Source organism: Streptomyces africanus (assembly GCF_030816955.1).
Lineage (GTDB): Bacteria > Actinomycetota > Actinomycetes > Streptomycetales > Streptomycetaceae > Streptomyces > Streptomyces africanus.
This window is the reverse complement of record NZ_JAUSYP010000001.1, coordinates 2826870-2844285: the sequence shown is the minus strand read 5'-3', so window position 1 is coordinate 2844285 and position 17416 is coordinate 2826870. Positions and strand designations below refer to the sequence as shown.

General features: G+C 70.3%; 13 protein-coding genes. 9 read left to right on the top strand and 4 right to left on the bottom strand.

The annotated features are described in order from the left end of the window. The first annotated feature begins 79 nt into the window (after positions 1–79). The 6 genes from QF034_RS13180 (at position 80) to holA (ending at position 7086) form a co-directional block, all read left to right on the top strand. The gene (locus tag QF034_RS13180; RefSeq protein WP_307175140.1) at positions 80–1141 is read left to right on the top strand and encodes a ComEA family DNA-binding protein; all 1062 of its coding nucleotides are present in this window, start codon (positions 80–82) and stop codon (positions 1139–1141) included. After that, a complete protein-coding gene (locus QF034_RS13175; protein WP_307175139.1) occupies positions 1138–3810 on the top strand; it encodes a ComEC/Rec2 family competence protein in 2673 nt (890 codons plus the stop codon). Before QF034_RS13180 ends, QF034_RS13175 begins: the two co-directional genes overlap by 4 nt. A 4-nt stretch (positions 3811–3814) precedes the next feature. Continuing rightward, positions 3815–4654: an arylamine N-acetyltransferase family protein gene (locus QF034_RS13170; protein WP_307175138.1), complete on the top strand. Its 840-nt coding sequence runs from the start codon at positions 3815–3817 to the stop codon at positions 4652–4654. Between the two features lie 221 nt (positions 4655–4875). Next, entirely contained in the window at positions 4876–5757 is an 882-nt protein-coding gene (locus QF034_RS13165) for a YceI family protein (RefSeq protein WP_307175137.1), read from the top strand. A 38-nt stretch (positions 5758–5795) separates the two neighbouring features. After that, positions 5796–6041, top strand: a complete 246-nt coding sequence (locus QF034_RS13160) for a hypothetical protein (protein ID WP_086561908.1) — start codon at positions 5796–5798, stop codon at positions 6039–6041. A gap of 55 nt (positions 6042–6096) precedes the next feature. Further along, the gene (gene holA / locus QF034_RS13155; protein ID WP_208641572.1) at positions 6097–7086 is read left to right on the top strand and encodes a DNA polymerase III subunit delta; all 990 of its coding nucleotides are present in this window, start codon (positions 6097–6099) and stop codon (positions 7084–7086) included. Positions 7087–7097: 11 nt separating this feature from the next. On the opposite strand, the gene QF034_RS13150 is transcribed toward holA, so the two are convergent. Beyond that, on the bottom strand, positions 7098–7523 hold the full coding sequence (locus tag QF034_RS13150; RefSeq protein WP_307175136.1) for a VOC family protein: 426 nt from the start codon (positions 7521–7523) through the stop codon (positions 7098–7100). A gap of 86 nt (positions 7524–7609) precedes the next feature. Between QF034_RS13150 and QF034_RS13145 the strand changes: the two genes are divergently transcribed. Continuing rightward, complete coding sequence (locus tag QF034_RS13145) at positions 7610–8005, top strand: nuclear transport factor 2 family protein (RefSeq protein WP_307175135.1); 396 nt, start codon at positions 7610–7612, stop codon at positions 8003–8005. 186 nt (positions 8006–8191) lie between these two features. Here QF034_RS13145 and rpsT read toward each other — a convergent pair whose 3' ends face one another. Then, on the bottom strand, positions 8192–8458 hold the full coding sequence (rpsT, locus tag QF034_RS13140; protein ID WP_010042013.1) for a 30S ribosomal protein S20: 267 nt from the start codon (positions 8456–8458) through the stop codon (positions 8192–8194). Between the two features lie 245 nt (positions 8459–8703). Here rpsT and lepA point away from each other — a divergent pair, with 245 nt between their 5' ends. Together lepA and QF034_RS13130 are read left to right on the top strand one after the other, a co-directional pair. Then, positions 8704–10572: a translation elongation factor 4 gene (gene lepA / locus QF034_RS13135; RefSeq protein WP_307175134.1), complete on the top strand. Its 1869-nt coding sequence runs from the start codon at positions 8704–8706 to the stop codon at positions 10570–10572. 266 nt (positions 10573–10838) lie between these two features. Then, the gene (locus QF034_RS13130; RefSeq protein WP_307175133.1) at positions 10839–12713 is read left to right on the top strand and encodes an AMP-dependent synthetase/ligase; all 1875 of its coding nucleotides are present in this window, start codon (positions 10839–10841) and stop codon (positions 12711–12713) included. Positions 12714–12807: 94 nt separating this feature from the next. Here QF034_RS13130 and QF034_RS13125 read toward each other — a convergent pair whose 3' ends face one another. Then, positions 12808–13263 (bottom strand): response regulator, encoded by a 456-nt coding sequence (locus QF034_RS13125; protein WP_307175132.1) that lies wholly within the window; start codon positions 13261–13263, stop codon positions 12808–12810. Next, positions 13260–17366: a HAMP domain-containing protein gene (locus QF034_RS13120; RefSeq protein WP_307175131.1), complete on the bottom strand. Its 4107-nt coding sequence runs from the start codon at positions 17364–17366 to the stop codon at positions 13260–13262. Before QF034_RS13120 ends, QF034_RS13125 begins: the two co-directional genes overlap by 4 nt. Positions 17367–17416 lie beyond the last annotated feature (50 nt).

The window sequence follows — 17416 nt, the reverse complement described above, 5'->3', positions numbered from 1 at the left end:
GTTATCCACAAGCCGGCCGTTGTCCCCGGGAATTGACCAAGATCATCGCGAGGGTGCCGGGGTGGCCGATCCTCGTCGCATGGCACTTCGATCACGTTCACGCACAGCGACTGCGACCAGCGGGCCGGGCCGTGGACCGGCGTCCGACGGCCGCGTCCGTCACCGCCGTCACCGGCCTGTCGCACGCGGCCGGGCCCGGCATCGGCACGCCTCGGCGGAGGACCTCCGCCGGCGCGCGGAGGTGCTGTTCGGCGAGGATGCCGAACGGGGCGGGGAGCGGCAGAGGTCCGGTCAGCCGGAGGCCGGTCCGCAGGCCGCTGTCCCCGTCGGGGGCGATGGTGGGGCGGGCGCCGGGACAGTCGGCGGGGACGGTCGCCTCGCGGAAGGGGCCTGGCGGGAGCGAGCCGGGCTCGCGCTGCGGGAGCGCATGCCTGTGTGGTTGCAGGCGAGGTGTGGCCTGGAGCCGCGGAGCGTGCTCGCACTGACGGTGGTGCTCGTCGTCGCCGCCGCGTTCGCCGTGCAGCACTTCTGGGCGGGCCGCCCCCAGTCCGTACGGCCGCCCGAGGTGGTGCGAGCGGCCGCACCCTACGAGGAGCGGGGACAGGGTGGACAGGCCGAGCCGGAACGAGGAGCGGGTGCGCCCGCGGGGGCGGCGAAGGCGGCGACAGGTGCGGCCGAGATCGTCGTGGACGTCGGCGGCAAGGTCCGTGAACCCGGAATTCACCGGCTGCCGGCCGGCTCGCGTGTCGCGGACGCGCTGCGCGCGGCGGGCGGGGTGAAGCCCGGCTCGAAGACCGACGGTCTCAACCGTGCCCGGTTCCTCGTGGACGGAGAGCAGGTGATCGTCGGGGGACCTGCCCCGACTCAGGCCCCGGCTGCGGGGACCGGGGTGGGCGGTACGGCTGCCGGAGGCACGGCCGGCGTGGCGGCGGGTGGTGGGATGCCGGGGGCTCCCGTCTCCCTCAACACGGCCACCGCCGACCAGCTCGACACCTTGCCGGGGGTCGGCCCGGTGCTGGCGCAGCACATCATCGACTACCGCACGCAGCACGGCGGTTTCCGATCCGTGGACGAGCTGCGCGAGGTGAACGGCATCGGCGACCGCCGCTTCGCCGACCTGCGGAATCTCGTACGGCCATGAGGAGCTCCCGTGACGTGCCGACGGGACGGGACGAGGCGGCACCGGATGCCGGGTCGGCGCTTCCCGTCCAGCCGGCCCCGCCCGCCCGTTCGTCCGTGCACGCCTCCTCCGGCAAGCGGCTGGGCAGCTCCCGTCCGAGGCAGGAAGGACCCACGGACCTGCGGCTCGTCCCACCCGCCCTCGCGGCCTGGGGCACGGCGGCGCTGGTGCTGGACGCGTCGCCGGGGTGGGTCCTCGGCATCGTGGCCGGCTGTCTGGCCGCCGCCGGTCTGCTGCCGCTCGCCCGGCGCGCGGGGTGGGCCTCCTGGCCGCGAGCGTCGGCCGCAGCCGTGCTGCTGTGCGCGGCCGCGGCTGCCGCCTCGGCCGGGCTGCATGGGGCGGATCTGCGCCGCGGACCTGTGCCTGGCCTGGCGCGGGAGTACGCGACGGTCACCGCCGAGCTGGAGCTGACCTCCGATCCCCGGCTCACCCGGCCGAAGGTCCGGGGCGATCACGTCGCTCCGACCGCCGTGCTGATCGAGGCCGATGTGCGGCGCGTCCAGGAGGCGGGCGGGGCGACGGTGGCGACGCGGACGCCGGTGCTGATGATCGTCGACTTGGGGTCGGCCGGCCGGACGGCCGGGGCTGGACGGTCGGCACCCGCAACCGGGGTGGTCGACGGCGGGCGGTCTGTTGCCGGTGGGGCGGTGCGGTCGCCGTGGATGGGCTTGTTGCCGTCGACGCGGGTGCGGGTCAGTGCGCGGCTGGCGCCCGCGATGACGGGCGGTGACCGGATCGCGGCGGTGCTGCGGGTGCGGGGCAGGACCGAACCGGACGTGGTCGGGGATCCCTCGGCCGCTCAGCGGCTCGCCGGGCGGTTGCGGGCGGGGCTGCGGGAGGCGACCGACGGGCTGTCGGCGGATGCCCGGGCGTTGTTGCCGGGGCTGGTCGTGGGGGACACCTCGCGGATCACCCCGGAGCTGGAGGAGGCCTTCAAGGAGACCGACCTCACCCACACTCTGGCCGTGTCCGGGGCCAACTTCACAATCCTGCTCGCCCTGCTGCTCGGGCCGCCGGGCCTGGCGCAGCACGTCGAGCGGCGGGGGCTCGCGCCTCGCCTCGGTGTCTCCCTGCGGGGGACCGCCGTGCTCGGGGGCGTGCTCTGCCTCGGGTTCGTCGTCGTGTGCAGACCGGACCCGAGCGTGCTGCGGGCCGCAGCCTGCGGAGCCGTCGCGCTGCTCGCCCTCGCGACCGGCCGTCGCAGGTCACTCATCCCGGCGCTGGCGACGGCGGTCCTGCTGCTGGTGCTGTACGACCCGTGGCTGGCGCGGAGTTACGGGTTTCTGCTCTCCGTCGCGGCCACCGGCGCCCTGCTCACGCTCGCGCCGCGCTGGAGCGCAGGGCTTCGGCGGCGCGGGGTGCCGCCGCGGCTCGCCGAGGCGCTGGCCGCCGCTGCCGCCGCGCAGGCCCTGTGCGCGCCCGTCGTCGCCGTGCTGTCGGCACGGGTGAGTCTGGTGGCCGTGCCGTGCAACCTGATCGCGGAGTTCGCGATCGCTCCGGCCACGGTGCTGGGCTTCGCCGCACTGGGCACGGCACCGATGGCGATGCCCCTGGCCAAGGCGCTGGCGTGGTGTGCGCAGTGGCCCGCCGAGTGGATCGCGGAGGTCGCCCGTACCGGGGCCGCGCTGCCGGGAGCGGGAGTGGACTGGCCGGGCAGTTGGGCGGGTGCGGCGCTGCTCGCTGCCGTGACGCTGGTCGTGCTGCTCGTGGGGCGGCGGCTGCTCGGGCATCCCTGGTGGTGCGGGGTCTGCGGCCTGGTGCTGGTGCTGGTGATGGTGCAGCCGCCGCCGCTGACCCGGGTGATCAAGGGCTGGCCGCCGCCCGGCTGGCGGCTGGTGATGTGCGACGTGGGGCAGGGCGACGCCCTGGTGCTCGCGGCGGGCGGGGGCGCCGGTGTGGTGGTGGACGCGGGACCCGATCCGCAGCTCGTCGACCACTGCCTGCGCTCACTCGGCATCACGAGGATTCCGCTGGTCGTGCTCACCCACTTCCACGCCGATCACGTGGCGGGCCTGCCCGGTGTGCTGCGCGGACGGGCGGTGGGCGCGATCGAGACGACCGGCTTCGAAGAGCCCTCGGACCAGGCCGCGTTCGTCAGGAGACAGGCGGCGGCCCGGCGGGTTCCCGTGACGCGGGCCGCCGCCGGGGAGCAGCGCCGCGCGGGGGAGTTGTCCTGGCAGGTGGTGTGGCCGCCTGCGAGTCCGCCCCCGAGCCCTCCGCCGGGCCCGCAGCCACAGGTGCTCCCGGCCCACCCGGCGCCGGAGGGGCCGAACGACGCCAGCGTCGCCATGCTGGTCCGGTCGGCCGGACTGCGCCTGCTGCTCCTCGGCGACCTCGAACCCCCGGCCCAGCGGGCGCTGGCGAGATCACCGGCGGCCGAGGCGCTGGAGAGCGTGGACGTGCTGAAGGTCGCCCATCACGGTTCGGCGTATCAGGATCCCCGCCTGATGGGCCGGGTGGCCCCGCGGCTGGCGCTGATCAGTTGCGGTGCCGACAACAGCTACGGGCATCCGGCGCCCGGCACGGTCGCGGCGTTGCGCGCCGGGGGTGCGATGGTGCTGCGGACGGACCGCGACGGCGCACTGGCGGTCGTGGGAGGGGGCGGGGAGCTGAGGGTGGCGCGAGACTGAGGGCATGAACTCAAGCCAGGTTGACGCCTATCTCCGCCGTCTGGGAGTCGAGCACCCGGCGTCGCCCACCGTCGACGTGCTCCGCGAACTGCATCTGCGCCACCTGAGGACCGTGCCGTTCGAGAACCTGTCGATCCATCTCGGCGAGGAGATCGTGCTGGAGGAGAAGCGGCTGCTGGACAAGGTGGTGGGCGCCCGGCGGGGCGGGTTCTGTTACGAACTCAACGGCGCCTTCGGGGCGTTGCTCGCCGCGCTGGGGTACGACGTGGCGCTGCTCGCGGGACGGGTGTACGGGGACGGGGAGCGGCTCGGGATCCCGTACGACCATCTCGCGCTGCGGGTGCGGACGGTGGACGGGGGCGACTGGCTGGCCGACGTCGGGTTCGGGGCGCACAGCCACCTGCCGCTGGTGTTCGGGGAGAGGGGAGAACAGGAGGACCCCGGGGGCACGTTCCGGATCGTCGAGGCCCAGCCGGACGCGGCCGGGGTGCGCGGTGGGCACGACACGGCGGAGGCGGCGGACCTGGACGTGATCCGCGACGGCAGGCCGCAGTACCGCCTGGAGGTACGGCCGCGGGTGCTCGGGGACTTCGTGGCCGGGGTGTGGTGGCACAGCACGTCGCCGGTGTCGCACTTCACGCGGTCGCTGGTCTGCTCGCGGGTCACGGAGGACGGAGGGAGGATCACGCTCAGCGGCCGCAGGCTCACGGTGACCGGGGCCGACGGCACCCGGGAGGAGCGGGAGCTGGGGACGGACGAGGAGGTGCTCGGGGTGTACCGGGAGCGGTTCGGGATCGAGCTCGGCTCGGTGCCGACGCTCCGGGGCACCGGCCAGGACGGCTGATCCGGGCCGGAGGGGCCGGGCCGGGAGCGGCGGGACCAGAAGGGGCAGAGGGGCCAGACACCCCACTTGGCCCACATGGTGCTACTCGTGCGTAGTCCCAGCACAGGTGCTGGATTCCCGTGATGTGGTCCCGTGTTGCCTCGAAAGCCCCATCGGTGGTCGAATGCCTCCTCGGTGAACAGTGATCAAACCGCTGACTTCGAGTCGGACGAGGTGTCCAGATGATCGGCCGCTGGCTGGGAAGCAGAACCAACCGGGTGCAACGGACGAGCCCCCTGGCGGCGGTGCTGACGCCGCCGAGCGCCGGTGTGCTGGCCTGCCGGGTGCTCGACCCCGTCAACGAGCCGGTGAGACATGCCGAGTTCGCGGTCACCGACACCATGGGGCGTCCGGTGGTCAGCGGCGGAGCGGATCCCTTCGGGTCGTTCATGACGACGGTGCCCGCCGGGGAGTACAGGATCGCGGTGTCGGCGGAGGGGTACACGCCGTACCGGGCGACCACGCAGGTCGCCGAGAGCTCGCTCGCCTCGCTCGGTGACGTGACGCTCCAGGTGGCCCGGCCGCCCGAGCTGCCCGAGCCCGGCGACTGGGAGATCGAGTCGGCGCACTCCTCGATCGGGTTCACCGCGCGGCACATCGGCATGGCCCGCATCCACGGACAGTTCAAGTCCTTCGCGGGCGTCATACGGCTCGGCGAGCCGCTGGAGCGGTCGGCGATGCACGTGGTGATCGACGCGGCGTCCATCGACACCAACATGAGGATGCGCGACGACCATCTGCGGTCGGCTGACTTCCTGGACGTCGCCAAGTTCCCGACCCTCGAGTTCTACAGCGAACGGTTCGTGCACAAGGGCGGGAACCGGTGGGCGGTGACGGGGGCGCTGTCGCTGCACGGCGTGACGCGCACGGTCACGCTGGACACGGAGTACCTGGGGCTGGGCAACGGCATGGAGGGCGAGGTCCGGGCAGCCTGCCGGGCCACGACCGAACTGCACCGGGACGACTTCACGGTGAGCTGGCAGACGATGCTGGCCCGCGGCATCGCGGTGGTGGGACCGAGCATCAAGGTCGACCTCGACGTGCAGGTCGTCCGCAAGGGCTGAGCGGCCGGGTCGTGAGCCGGTGTCGGACAATGGCCCGCGTGAGTGATGTGCGACATGTGCTGGTGCTGCCCGACAGGGACGCGGCGGAAGAGGTGGTGCAGGCGCTCGCCGAGCGCTTCGGCGTCGTCGAGGAGCCGCAGCTGGTGCGGGACGCGCTGGCCGGTGAGGACGACGCCGAGGACGCGCAGTGGCTGGTCGTCCTGAGGGACGAGGAAGAGCGGCTGGATCCCGGGGAGCTGGACCGGTTCGCCGGTGAGTGGGAGGGCTGGCGGGAGGAACCGTAGGCCAGGTCAAGAACCGTCGCCCTGGTTGTCAGTGCCGCGTGGGATGCTTGTCGCGATGGCCAGGAAGACTGCGAATGACGACCCTCTCGCCCCCGTGACGCTCGCCGTGGGCCAGGAGGAGCTGCTGCTCGACCGTGCCGTGCAGGAGGTGGTGGCCGCCGCGAAGGCCTCCGACGCCGACACGGACGTACGGGACCTGACCCCGGACCAGTTGCAGCCCGGCACGCTCGCCGAGCTGACGAGCCCGTCGCTGTTCGCGGAGCGCAAGGTCGTCGTCGTACGCAACGCGCAGGACCTGTCGGCCGACACGATCAAGGACGTGAAGGCCTACCTCGGGGCGCCCGCCGAGGAGATCACCCTGGTGCTGCTGCACGCCGGCGGGGCCAAGGGGAAGGGGCTGCTCGACGCGGCGCGCAAGGCGGGGGCGCGCGAGGTGGCCTGCCCGAAGATGACGAAGCCGGCGGACCGGCTGGCGTTCGTGCGGCAGGAGTTCCGGGCGGTGGGCCGGTCCGCCACGCCCGAGGCGTGCCAGGCGCTCGTCGACGCGATCGGGAGTGATCTGCGGGAGCTGGCGTCGGCGGTCTCGCAGCTGGTCGCGGACGTCGAGGGGACGATCGACGAGGCGATCGTCGGGCGGTACTACACGGGCCGGGCCGAGGCGTCGAGCTTCACGGTCGCCGACCGGGCGGTCGAGGGGCGTGCGGCGGAGGCGCTGGAGGCGTTGCGCTGGTCGCTGGCGACCGGGGTGGCGCCGGTGTTGATCACGAGCGCGCTGGCGCAGGGCGTCCGGGCGATCGGGAAGCTGTCGTCGGCGCGGGGCGGCCGGCCGGCCGATCTCGCGCGGGAGCTGGGCATGCCGCCGTGGAAGATCGACCGGGTGCGGCAGCAGATGCGGGGCTGGACCCCGGACGGCGTGGCCGTGGCGCTGCGTGCGGTGGCCGAGGCGGACGCGGGCGTGAAGGGCGGCGGGGACGACCCCGAGTACGCCCTGGAGAAGGCGGTGGTCACGATCGCGCGGGCGGCCCGCTCCCGGGGCCGGGGCTGAGGCCGCGGGACTCAGTACAGGGGCTGACCGATCCCCAGCAGGTTCCCCTCGCTGTCGTGGAACCAGGCGCCGCGCTCACCCCGGGCGCCCTTGCTCGGGTAGTTCCCCTCGATCTCGGCGATCCCGCCCTCCGTGCGGAAGCCGGGCACGTCGACCTCCTCGAAGACCACGCCGCGCCGCTTGAGCTCCGCCACGGCGGCCTCGATGTCGCCGACCTCCAGCGCCATCTGGGTGAAGGTGCCGGGCGAGGCCCCCGTCGACCGGAACAGCACGAACTCCGCGCCGCCGCAGCGGTACAGCAGCCCACCGGGCCGTTCGTCGACCGGCTCCAGACCGAGCTTCTCGGCGTAGAAGCGCCGCGCCCGGTCAAGGTCCTGGGCGGGAAGGCGGGTCGCCACACGGGCCCCGGCCAGCACATCTCTGTCGTCCGCGTCCATGTCTCCACTGTGCCCCGTGAGGAGTCCGGAGGGAGAATCGGGAGTGTCAGCCGTACTCGCCAAGCGACGGAGAGGTGGCGAAGGCCATGGCTGAACACCCGCACGCAGCGCTGGTCCGCAAGGGATTCGAGGCCTTCTCGCGCGGTGACATGGACACCTTGCGCGGGCTGATCGCCGGGGACGCCACACACCACGTGCCCGGAGATCACCCGTTGTCGGGCGACTTCAAGGGGATCGACTCGATCATCGAGATGTACGAGCGGCTCGGCACGGAGACCAACGGGACGGCGCGTGCCGATCTGATCGGCGTCTGTGTCGACGGCCGCGGCCACGCGGTCGGCATGACCCGCTTCACGGCCGACCGCAACGGCAAGCACCTGGACGACACCGGCTGCATCATCTTCCGGATCGTCGGGGACAAGGTCACCGACCTCGACGAGTGTGTCGAGGACATCGACAAGAACAACGAGTTCTGGTCCTGAACAAGCACTGAACAGGCCGAAGGCCGGGTGCCCTCCCATGGGGAACAGGAGGACACCCGGCCTTCGGTTCAAGCTGTTGGATCCGCGCCCGCGTGGCGAACGCAGGCCGCGCGCGGATCCGAGGGGTGCCGGACGGGAGCGGATGAGAGAGGGCCCGCTCGATTCCCTCCGGCGTCACATCAGACGTCAGCCCTTGAGCGCGGCGACCTTCTGAGCCAGCGCCGACTTCTTGTTGGCAGCCTGGTTCTTGTGGATGACGCCCTTCGAGACGGCCTTGTCGAGCTGACGCGCGGCAGCGCGCTGGTACTCGGTGGCCTTCTCGACGTCACCCGCGGCAGCAGCCTCACGGGCCTTGCGGATCGCGGTCTTGAGGGAGGACTTGACGGCCTTGTTGCGCAGCCGCGCCTTCTCGTTGGTCTTGATCCGCTTGATCTGGGACTTGATGTTCGCCACGAATGAGCCTTCTCAGGTTCTGGCACGGGGCCGCACGGATGCCGCACGGTCCTGTACCGGGTGATTTCTTGAAGGAGTGCCTCCTGCGAGAGGGCATGAGGCACAGCCCCCCACGGTACCAGCGGGCTCATTCATGGCCCAAACCCGTCCATGGTCCCCACCCGTGGGACGATGGAGGCTACGTATCGATCCGATCCGACCCGAGACCGCAGACACTGCGGACGCCTCAAGAATCAGGACCCTGCGTGCCCGCGATCCCTAGCCATGTGCCCGAGCCGAGCCGTACCGACCCGGCTCTGATCCGCAATTTCTGCATCATCGCGCACATCGACCACGGCAAGTCCACGCTCGCCGACCGGATGCTCCAGCTGACCGGAGTGGTCGAGCAGCGGCAGATGCGTGCTCAGTACCTCGACCGCATGGACATCGAGCGTGAGCGCGGCATCACGATCAAGTCCCAGGCGGTGCGACTCCCGTGGGCCCCGTCCCACGACAAGAGCAAGACGCACATCCTGAACATGATCGACACCCCGGGGCACGTCGACTTCACCTACGAGGTCTCGCGATCACTCGCCGCCTGCGAGGGCACCATCCTCCTGGTCGACGCCGCCCAGGGCATCGAGGCGCAGACCCTCGCCAACCTCTACCTGGCGATGGAGAACGACCTCACGATCATCCCCGTGCTGAACAAGATCGACCTGCCGGCCGCGCAGCCCGAGAAGTTCGCCGAGGAGCTCGCCCACCTCATCGGGTGCGAGCCCGACGACGTGCTCAAGGTCTCCGCCAAGACCGGGCTCGGTGTCGAGGCGCTGCTGGACAAGGTCGTCGAACAGGTTCCGGCCCCGGTCGGTGTGAAGGACGCCCCCGCGCGGGCCATGATCTTCGACTCCGTCTACGACTCCTACCGGGGCGTGGTGACGTACGTCCGTGTCATCGACGGGCAGCTCAACAAGCGTGAGCGCATCAAGATGATGTCCACGGGTGCCACGCACGAGCTGCTGGAGATCGGCACCAACTCACCGGAGATGCTGTCGTCCGACGGTCTCGGCGTCGGCGAGGTGGGTTACCTCATCACCGGCGTGAAGGACGTCCGCCAGTCCAAGGTCGGTGACACGGTCACCAGCCAGTCCAAGGGTGCCGTGGAGCCGCTGGGCGGCTACAAGGACCCCAAGCCGATGGTGTTCTCCGGCCTCTACCCGCTGGACGGCTCGGACTACCCGGAGCTGCGCGAGGCCCTCGACAAGCTCCAGCTCAACGACGCCGCGCTGGTCTACGAGCCGGAGACCTCCGCCGCCCTCGGCTTCGGCTTCCGCGTCGGTTTCCTCGGCCTGCTGCACCTGGACGTGATCCGGGAGCGGCTGGAGCGCGAGTTCGGGCTCGACCTGATCGCGACCGCCCCGAACGTGGTCTACCGCGTCGTCATGGAGGACGGCACCGAGCACACGGTCACCAACCCGAGCGAGTTCCCCGAGGGCAAGATCGCGGAGGTCTACGAGCCGGTCGTGCGGGCCACCATCCTGGCGCCCAGCGAGTTCATCGGCTCGATCATGGAGCTGTGCCAGACCCGGCGCGGCACCCTGCTCGGCATGGACTACCTCTCCGAGGAGCGGGTCGAGGTCCGCTACACCCTGCCCCTCGCCGAGATCGTCTTCGACTTCTTCGACCAGCTGAAGTCCAAGACCCGCGGCTACGCCTCGCTCGACTACGAGCCCACCGGGGAGCAGACGTCCAGCCTGGTCAAGGTCGACATCCTGCTGCACGGCGACAAGGTGGACGCCTTCTCGGCGATCACCCACAGGGACCAGGCGTACGCCTATGGCGTGCGGCTCGTCGCGAAGCTCAAGGAGCTCATCCCGCGGCAGGCCTTCGAGGTGCCGGTCCAGGCCGCCATCGGCTCCCGGGTGATCGCCCGCGAGACCATCCGCGCCATCCGCAAGGACGTCCTCGCCAAGTGCTACGGCGGTGACATCTCCCGTAAGCGCAAGCTGCTGGAGAAGCAGAAGGAGGGCAAGAAGCGGATGAAGATGGTGGGTTCCGTGGAAGTTCCGCAGGAGGCCTTCATCGCCGTCCTGTCGAGCGATGACAGCGCGGGGTCGGGCAAGGGCAAGAAGTAATCACGGATTACCGTGGGTTACACCGCAAACCGGGTAGAACAGGGGCCCGTCGTGCGAAAGTGCGGCGGGCCCCTGTGCGTACGCGGGGTAGCTCTCTATAGGAAGTGACAGGCCGCGGACCCTTACGCAGGGGCCGGTCGGCCTTTACTCTGATCCCTGCTCGATAGTTACTCGTGAGTTAAACAACGGCTCGCGAACAGCAGCTCGTGAGTGAAAACCCAGCCGCACCTGAGCCAGCCGCGCCGTCGCGGGCCCCGGAGGATGTCGTGAGCGACACACAGACACTGATCGAGAACCGTCCGCCGTCCGTGGCGGGCCTCTTCCTGGACCGCGTGGCCGCCACGCCGGACGCCGAGGCCTACCGCTATCCGGTGCCCGCGTCCTCGGGGCAGGGGCCGGACGACTGGAAGTCGCTGAGCTGGGCGCAGGCCGCCGAGCGGGTCTACGCCATCGCGGCCGGCCTGATCGAGCTCGGCGTGCAGTCCGAGCAGCGCGTCGCCCTCGCGTCCAGCACCCGGATCGAGTGGATCCTCGCCGACCTCGGCATCATGTGCGCCGGCGCCGCCACGACCACGGTCTACCCGCAGACCAACGCGGAGGAGTCGGCGTACATCCTGTCGGACTCCGAGAGCCGGGTGCTGATCGCGGAGAACGTCGAGCAGCTGGCCAAGGCGCGTGAGAAGCGCGCCGAGCTGCCCGACCTCACCCACGTCGTGGTCGTCGACCCGGCCGGGGTCGAGACCGCCGACTGGATCCTCACCCTGGACGAGCTGGAGAAGCGCGGCGCGGCCCGGCTGGAGAAGGACCCCGACCTGATCAAGGAGCGGGTCGGCGCGATCACCAAGGACCAGCTGGCCACCCTCATCTACACCTCCGGCACCACCGGCCGCCCCAAGGGCGTGCGCCTCCCGCACGACAACTGGTCGTACATGGCGAAGGCGATCGCCGCGACCGGGCTGATCAGCGGCGAGGACGTGCAGTACCTGTGGCTGCCCCTCGCGCACGTCTTCGGCAAGGTGCTCACCTCCGGCCAGATCGAGGTCGGGCACGTCACCGCGGTGGACGGCCGCGTCGACAAGATCATCGAGAATCTGCCCGTGGTGCAGCCGACGTACATGGCGGCCGTGCCCCGCATCTTCGAGAAGGTCTACAACGGTGTCGCCGCGAAGGCCCGGGCGGGCGGCGGCGCCAAGTACAAGATCTTCCAGTGGGCCGCCGAGGTCGCCCGCGAGTACGCCAAGGTCGCGCAGGACAACTTCCGGCGTACCGGGACGATGTCCGTGCCGTTCGGGCTGGGCGCCAAGCACAAGGTCGCCGACGCGCTGGTGTACGCCAAGATCCGGGAGGCCTTCGGCGGCAACCTGCGGGCCTGCGTCTCGGGTTCGGCGGCGCTGGCACCCGAGATCGGGTACTTCTTCTCCGGTGTCGGCATCCACATCCTGGAGGGCTACGGCCTGACCGAGTCCTCGGCGGCGTCGTTCGTGAACCCGGGCGAGGCCTACCGCACCGGCACGGTCGGCAAGCCGCTGCCCGGCACGGAGGTGCGGATCGCCGACGACGGGGAGATCCTGCTGCGCGGCCCGGGCATCATGGAGGGCTACCACAAGCTGCCCGAGAAGACCGCCGAGGTGCTGGAGGCGGACGGCTGGTTCCACACCGGGGACATCGGGGAGCTGTCGCCCGACGGGTATCTGCGGATCACCGACCGCAAGAAGGACCTGATCAAGACGTCGGGCGGCAAGTACATCGCGCCGGCCGAGGTCGAGGGGCAGTTCAAGGCGGTGTGCCCGTACGTGTCCAACATCCTCGTGCACGGGGCCGACCGGAACTTCTGCACGGCGCTCATCGCGCTCGACGAGGTCGCGATCACGGAGTGGGCGAAGGAGAACGGGCTGGAGGGGAAGTCGTACGAGGAGATCGTTTCCTCGCCGGTCACGGTGGAGATGGTCGACGGGTATGTGAAGCAGCTCAACGAGGGGCTTCAGCGGTGGCAGACGATCAAGAAGTTCCGGTTGCTGCCGCGGGATCTTGACGTGGAGCACGGGGAGATCACGCCGAGTCTGAAGTTGAAGCGGCCTGTTGTGGAGCGGGAGTACAAGCATCTGATCGAGGAGATGTACGAGGGGTCTCGCGAGGCGTAACGGGGTGGCGCGGGGATTCGTGGGCGGCTGCGGGTCGTTCGTGGTTGCTTGCGCCCACGCGGCGGAGCCGCAAATCGACACGGCCCCGCGCCCCTCAGGTACGTTCATCCACCCGGCGTTTTAGCTCCTGGACTTCTGCGCGTAGGCGTTCCACTTCTCTTCCTTTCCGGTAAAGGTCCAGGAAGACGCCGACCTTTGCCCTGAGGACCCAGGGGTCGAAGGGCTTGGTCACGTAGTCGGCGGCGCCTGTCGCGTAGCCGCGGAAGGCGTAGCCCGAGTCGTCGTCCGCGCCCGTCAGGAAGATGATCGGGACGTCGCGGGTCTGGTCCAGGCGTTTGATGTGGGCGGCCGTCTCGAAGCCGTCCATGCCGGGCATGCGGATGTCCAGCAGGACCAGGGCGACGGGCTGCCGCAGTACGGCCTTCATCGCCTCCTCGCCGGAACGGGCGCGTATCAACGGCTCGTTGAGGGAGGCGAGGACGGCCTCCAGGGCAGTCAGGTTGTCCTCCATGTCGTCGACCAGGAGGATTCCGGCGCGTTCGGTGCTCATGACGGCCGGGCCTCCTGTGTGCTCTCCGCTTCCGGCGTGTCATCCGGGTCCAGCAGTTCGCACACGACCGTCAGCAGCCGGTCGATGTCCACCGGCTTGGGCACGTAGTCGTTGGCGCCGCGGGCGATGGACTTCTCGCGGTCGCCGGGCATCGCCTTCGCGGTCAGGGCGACGATGGGCAGGTCCGCCCAGCGCGGGGTGCGGCGGATGGCGGAGATGGTCTCGTAGCCGTCCATCTCCGGCATCATGATGTCCATCAGGACGAGTGCGACGTCCGCGCTGCGCTCCAGCATCTCGATGCCCTCGCGGCCGTTCTCCGCGTACAGCACGGTCATGCCGACGCGGCCGAGGACATGGGTGAGGGCGAAGACGTTGCGGATGTCGTCGTCGACGATCAGCACCCGCCGCCCGGCCAGGATCCGGCCCGGCCTGCCGGACGTCCACGACTCCAGCCTGGTCGACGAGGGCCAGGCGTCGTCCGTGTCGTACACGGCCGGGAACGGTCCGGCGGTGGCCGGCTGGAGGGTCGGGGGCGGTCCGGGGGGATCCTCGGGGGCCGGTCCGGGCGCCGTGTGACCGGGGCTCACGACGGGCACGTACAGGGTGAACGTGGAGCCCTTGCCGGGTTCGCTCTCGGCGACGATCCGGCCGCCGAGCAGGCCCGCGATCTCCCGGCTGATGGACAGGCCGAGGCCGGTGCCGCCGTACTTGCGGTTGGTGGTGCCGTCGGCCTGCTGGAATGCCTCGAAGATCACCGGGAGTTTCTCCGGCGCGATGCCGATGCCGGTGTCGGACACGGTGAAGGCGATGACGTCGTCGGTGTCCCGGACGTAGTGATGCTCGGCGTCCTTCACCCGGTCGACCCGCAGTTCGACCTTGCCCGACGCGGTGAACTTGATCGCGTTGGAGAGGAGGTTGCGCAGGATCTGCTGGAGGCGCTGCTCGTCCGAGTACATCTCGCGCGGTACGTCCTCGCCGACCGCCAGCTCGAAGGCGAGCCCCCGGTCGATGGTCAGGGGGCGGAACGTGGCGTGGACGTAGTCCAGCAGTTTGATGAGGGGGAGCCGCTTGGGGCGTACGTCCATCCGGCCGGCCTCGATCTTCGACAGGTCCAGGATGTCGTTGATCAGCTGGAGGAGGTCCGAGCCCGAGCGGTGGATCGTCGTCGCGAACTGCACCTCCTGGTCGGAGAGATGACCGTCCGGGTTGTCGGAGAGCAGCCGGGCCAGGATCAGCAGGGAGTTGAGCGGGGTGCGCAGCTCGTGCGACATGTTCGCCAGGAACTCCGACTTGTACTGCGAGGACGTAGCCAGCAGGGCGGCCTTCTCCTCCAGCTCCGCGTTGGACCGTTGGAGTTCGCCCTGCTGCTTCTGGAGTTCGTCCGAGCGTTCCTGGAGCTGCATGGCCAGGCGCTGGGACTCGCCGAGCAGGGACTCCGTGCGGGAGTTGGCGATGATCGTGTTGATGGCGACGCCGATGGTGTTGACGAACTGGTCGAAGAAGGCCAGGTGCACGTCGGAGAAGCGGGAGAAGGAGGCGAGCTCGATAACGCCGAGGAGCTTGTTCTCGAAGAGGATCGGGATGATGACGATCGTCGTGGGAGCCGCCTCGCCGAGACCGCTGTTGATCTTGATGTAGTCGGTCGGGGCGCCCTCGACCAGGATCCGCTTCTTCTCCCGGGCCGCCTGCGCGACCAGGCCGTGCACCGGGAGGGCGCCGGTCTCGACCGTCGCGTCCTGGGCGGCGCCGTAGCCGGCGATGAAGGCGAGCCCCTTGGTGGGAACCGTCGCTCCGGCCTCCTCCGGATCGGCCAGGTAGAACGCGCCGTACTGGGCGTTCACCAGCGGCGTCAGCTCGCGGAGTATCAGGTCGGCGACCTCCATCAGGTCGCGGTGGCCCTGCATCAGGGCGGCCAGGCGCGCCAGGTTGGATTCCAGCCAGTCCTTCGCGCGGGTCGTCTCGCGCAGGTTGGCCACCATCAGGTTGATGTTGTCCTTGAGCTCGGTGACCTCGCCGCGGGTCTCGACCGTGATCGAGCGGGACATGTCGCCCTGGGCCACGGCGGAGGCGACCTCGGCGATCGCGCGGACCTGGGTGGTGAGGTTCGAGGCCAGTTCGTTGACGTTCGTCGTCAGGCGCTTCCAGGTGCCGTAGACGCCCTCGACCCTGGCCTGGCCGCCGAGCTGTCCCTCGGAGCCGACCTCGCGGGCCACGCGCGTGACCTCCGAGGCGAAGGAGGACAGTGTGTCGACCATCGTGTTGATCGTGGTCTTCAGCTCCAGGATCTCGCCGCGCGCGTCCACGTCGATCTTCCGGGACAGGTCGCCCTGCGCCACGGCCGTCGCGACCTGGGCGATGTTGCGGACCTGGGAGGTGAGGTTGTCGGCCATGGAGTTGACGTTGTCCGTCAGGTCCCGCCAGACGCCGGAGACGCCCAGCACCTGGGCCCGGCCGCCGAGCCGGCCGTCGGTGCCGACCTCGCGGGCGACCCGGGTGACCTCGTCGGCGAAGGCGCGCAGCTGCTCCACCATCGTGTTGACGGTGTCCTTCAGCTCCAGGATCTCGCCGCGGGCGTCGACCGTGATCTTCTTCGACAGGTCGCCGTTCGCCACGGCCGTCGTCACCTGGGCGATGTTGCGGACCTGCGAGGTCAGGTTCAGCGCCATGAAGTTGACGTTGTCGGTGAGGTCTTTCCAGACGCCGGAGACGCCCCGGACCTGGGCCTGACCGCCGAGGTTTCCCTCGGTGCCGACCTCGCGGGCGACGCGGGTGACCTCGTCGGCGAAGGCGGAGAGCTGGTCGACCATCGTGTTGATCGTGGACTTGAGCTCCAGGATCTCGCCCTTGGCCTCCACCGTGATCTTCTTGCCGAGATCGCCCTGGGCGACGGCGGTGGAGACGAGCGCGATGTTCCGCACCTGCGAGGTGAGGTTGTCGGCCATGAAGTTGACGTTGTCGGTGAGGTCTTTCCAGACGCCGGAGACGCCCCGGACCTGGGCCCGGCCGCCGAGGTTTCCCTCGGTGCCGACTTCGCGGGCGACGCGGGTGACCTCGTCGGCGAAGGCGGAGAGCTGGTCGACCATCGTGTTGATGGTCGACTTGAGCTCCAGGATCTCGCCCTGCGCGTCGACCGTGATCTTCTGGGACAGGTCGCCGTTGGCCACGGCCGTCGTCACCTGGGCGATGTTGCGGACCTGCGAGGTCAGGTTCGACGCCATGAAGTTGACGTTGTCGGTGAGGTCCTTCCAGACCCCGGACACGCCCCGGACCTGGGCCCGGCCGCCCAACTGCCCCTCGGTGCCGACTTCGCGGGCGACGCGGGTGACCTCGTCGGCGAAGGCGGAGAGCTGGTCGACCATCGTGTTCACGGTCAGCTTCAGTTCCAGCAGCTCGCCGGTCGCCTCCACCGTGACCGTGCGGGTCAGATCGCCGCGTGCCACCGCCGTCGTGACCGCCGCGATGTCCCGCACCTGGGCCGTCAGCCGGGCCGCCATCGTGTTGACGGCCTCGGTCACGTCCCGCCAACTGCCCGACAGCCCCTGCACTTTGGCCCGGCCGCCGAGCCGCCCCTCGGTGCCGACCTCGCGCGCGACCCGCGTCACCTCGCCGGTGAACAGGGAGAGCTGGTCGACCATCTTGTTCACGGCCCGGCCGAGGCGTCGCAGGTCGCCGCGTAATTCGCGCGTCCCGTCGTGCAGATCGACCCGCTGGGTCAGATCGCCGCCGGCCACCGCGTCCAGTACGCGCGTGGCGTTCGCCGCCGGGGCGACGAGGGCGTCGAGCAGCTGGTTCACGTGGTTGACGCGGGACGTCCACAGGCCCTGTCCCGGACTGGCCGAGAGCCGCTCGTCGAGCCGGCCGTACCGCACCAGCTCCCGTCTGACGCGCTGCACCTCGGTGGTGAAGTGGATGTCGCGGTCCATGATCTGGTTGAAGACCGCGGTGAGTTCGGCCACCATCCCGTGGCCGGTTTCCGGCACCTTGGTGAAGTCGCCGTCGCGTGCGGCTGTCATGGCTGCGAGCAGGGGACGCAGATCGGATGCACGAATCTGACCGTCTTCGTACCGGTCTTCGACCACAGGAGTAGCACTGTTCTCACTCATGACGGCCCACTTCGGTAACTCGGCGCTTATGGGCGTGGCCAGTCTGTCAC

What these genes read in the sequence shown, in the direction of transcription:
- QF034_RS13180 (WP_307175140.1), top strand. Translation starts at nt 80, where the DNA reads ATGGCACTTCGATCACGTTCACGCACAGCGACTGCGACCAGCGGGCCG.
- QF034_RS13175 (WP_307175139.1), top strand. Translation starts at nt 1,138, where the DNA reads ATGAGGAGCTCCCGTGACGTGCCGACGGGACGGGACGAGGCGGCACCG.
- QF034_RS13170 (WP_307175138.1), top strand. Translation starts at nt 3,815, where the DNA reads ATGAACTCAAGCCAGGTTGACGCCTATCTCCGCCGTCTGGGAGTCGAG.
- QF034_RS13165 (WP_307175137.1), top strand. Translation starts at nt 4,876, where the DNA reads ATGATCGGCCGCTGGCTGGGAAGCAGAACCAACCGGGTGCAACGGACG.
- holA (WP_208641572.1), top strand. Translation starts at nt 6,097, where the DNA reads ATGGCCAGGAAGACTGCGAATGACGACCCTCTCGCCCCCGTGACGCTC.
- QF034_RS13150 (WP_307175136.1), bottom strand. Translation starts at nt 7,523, where the DNA reads ATGGACGCGGACGACAGAGATGTGCTGGCCGGGGCCCGTGTGGCGACC.
- QF034_RS13145 (WP_307175135.1), top strand. Translation starts at nt 7,610, where the DNA reads ATGGCTGAACACCCGCACGCAGCGCTGGTCCGCAAGGGATTCGAGGCC.
- QF034_RS13125 (WP_307175132.1), bottom strand. Translation starts at nt 13,263, where the DNA reads ATGAGCACCGAACGCGCCGGAATCCTCCTGGTCGACGACATGGAGGAC.
- QF034_RS13120 (WP_307175131.1), bottom strand. Translation starts at nt 17,366, where the DNA reads ATGAGTGAGAACAGTGCTACTCCTGTGGTCGAAGACCGGTACGAAGAC.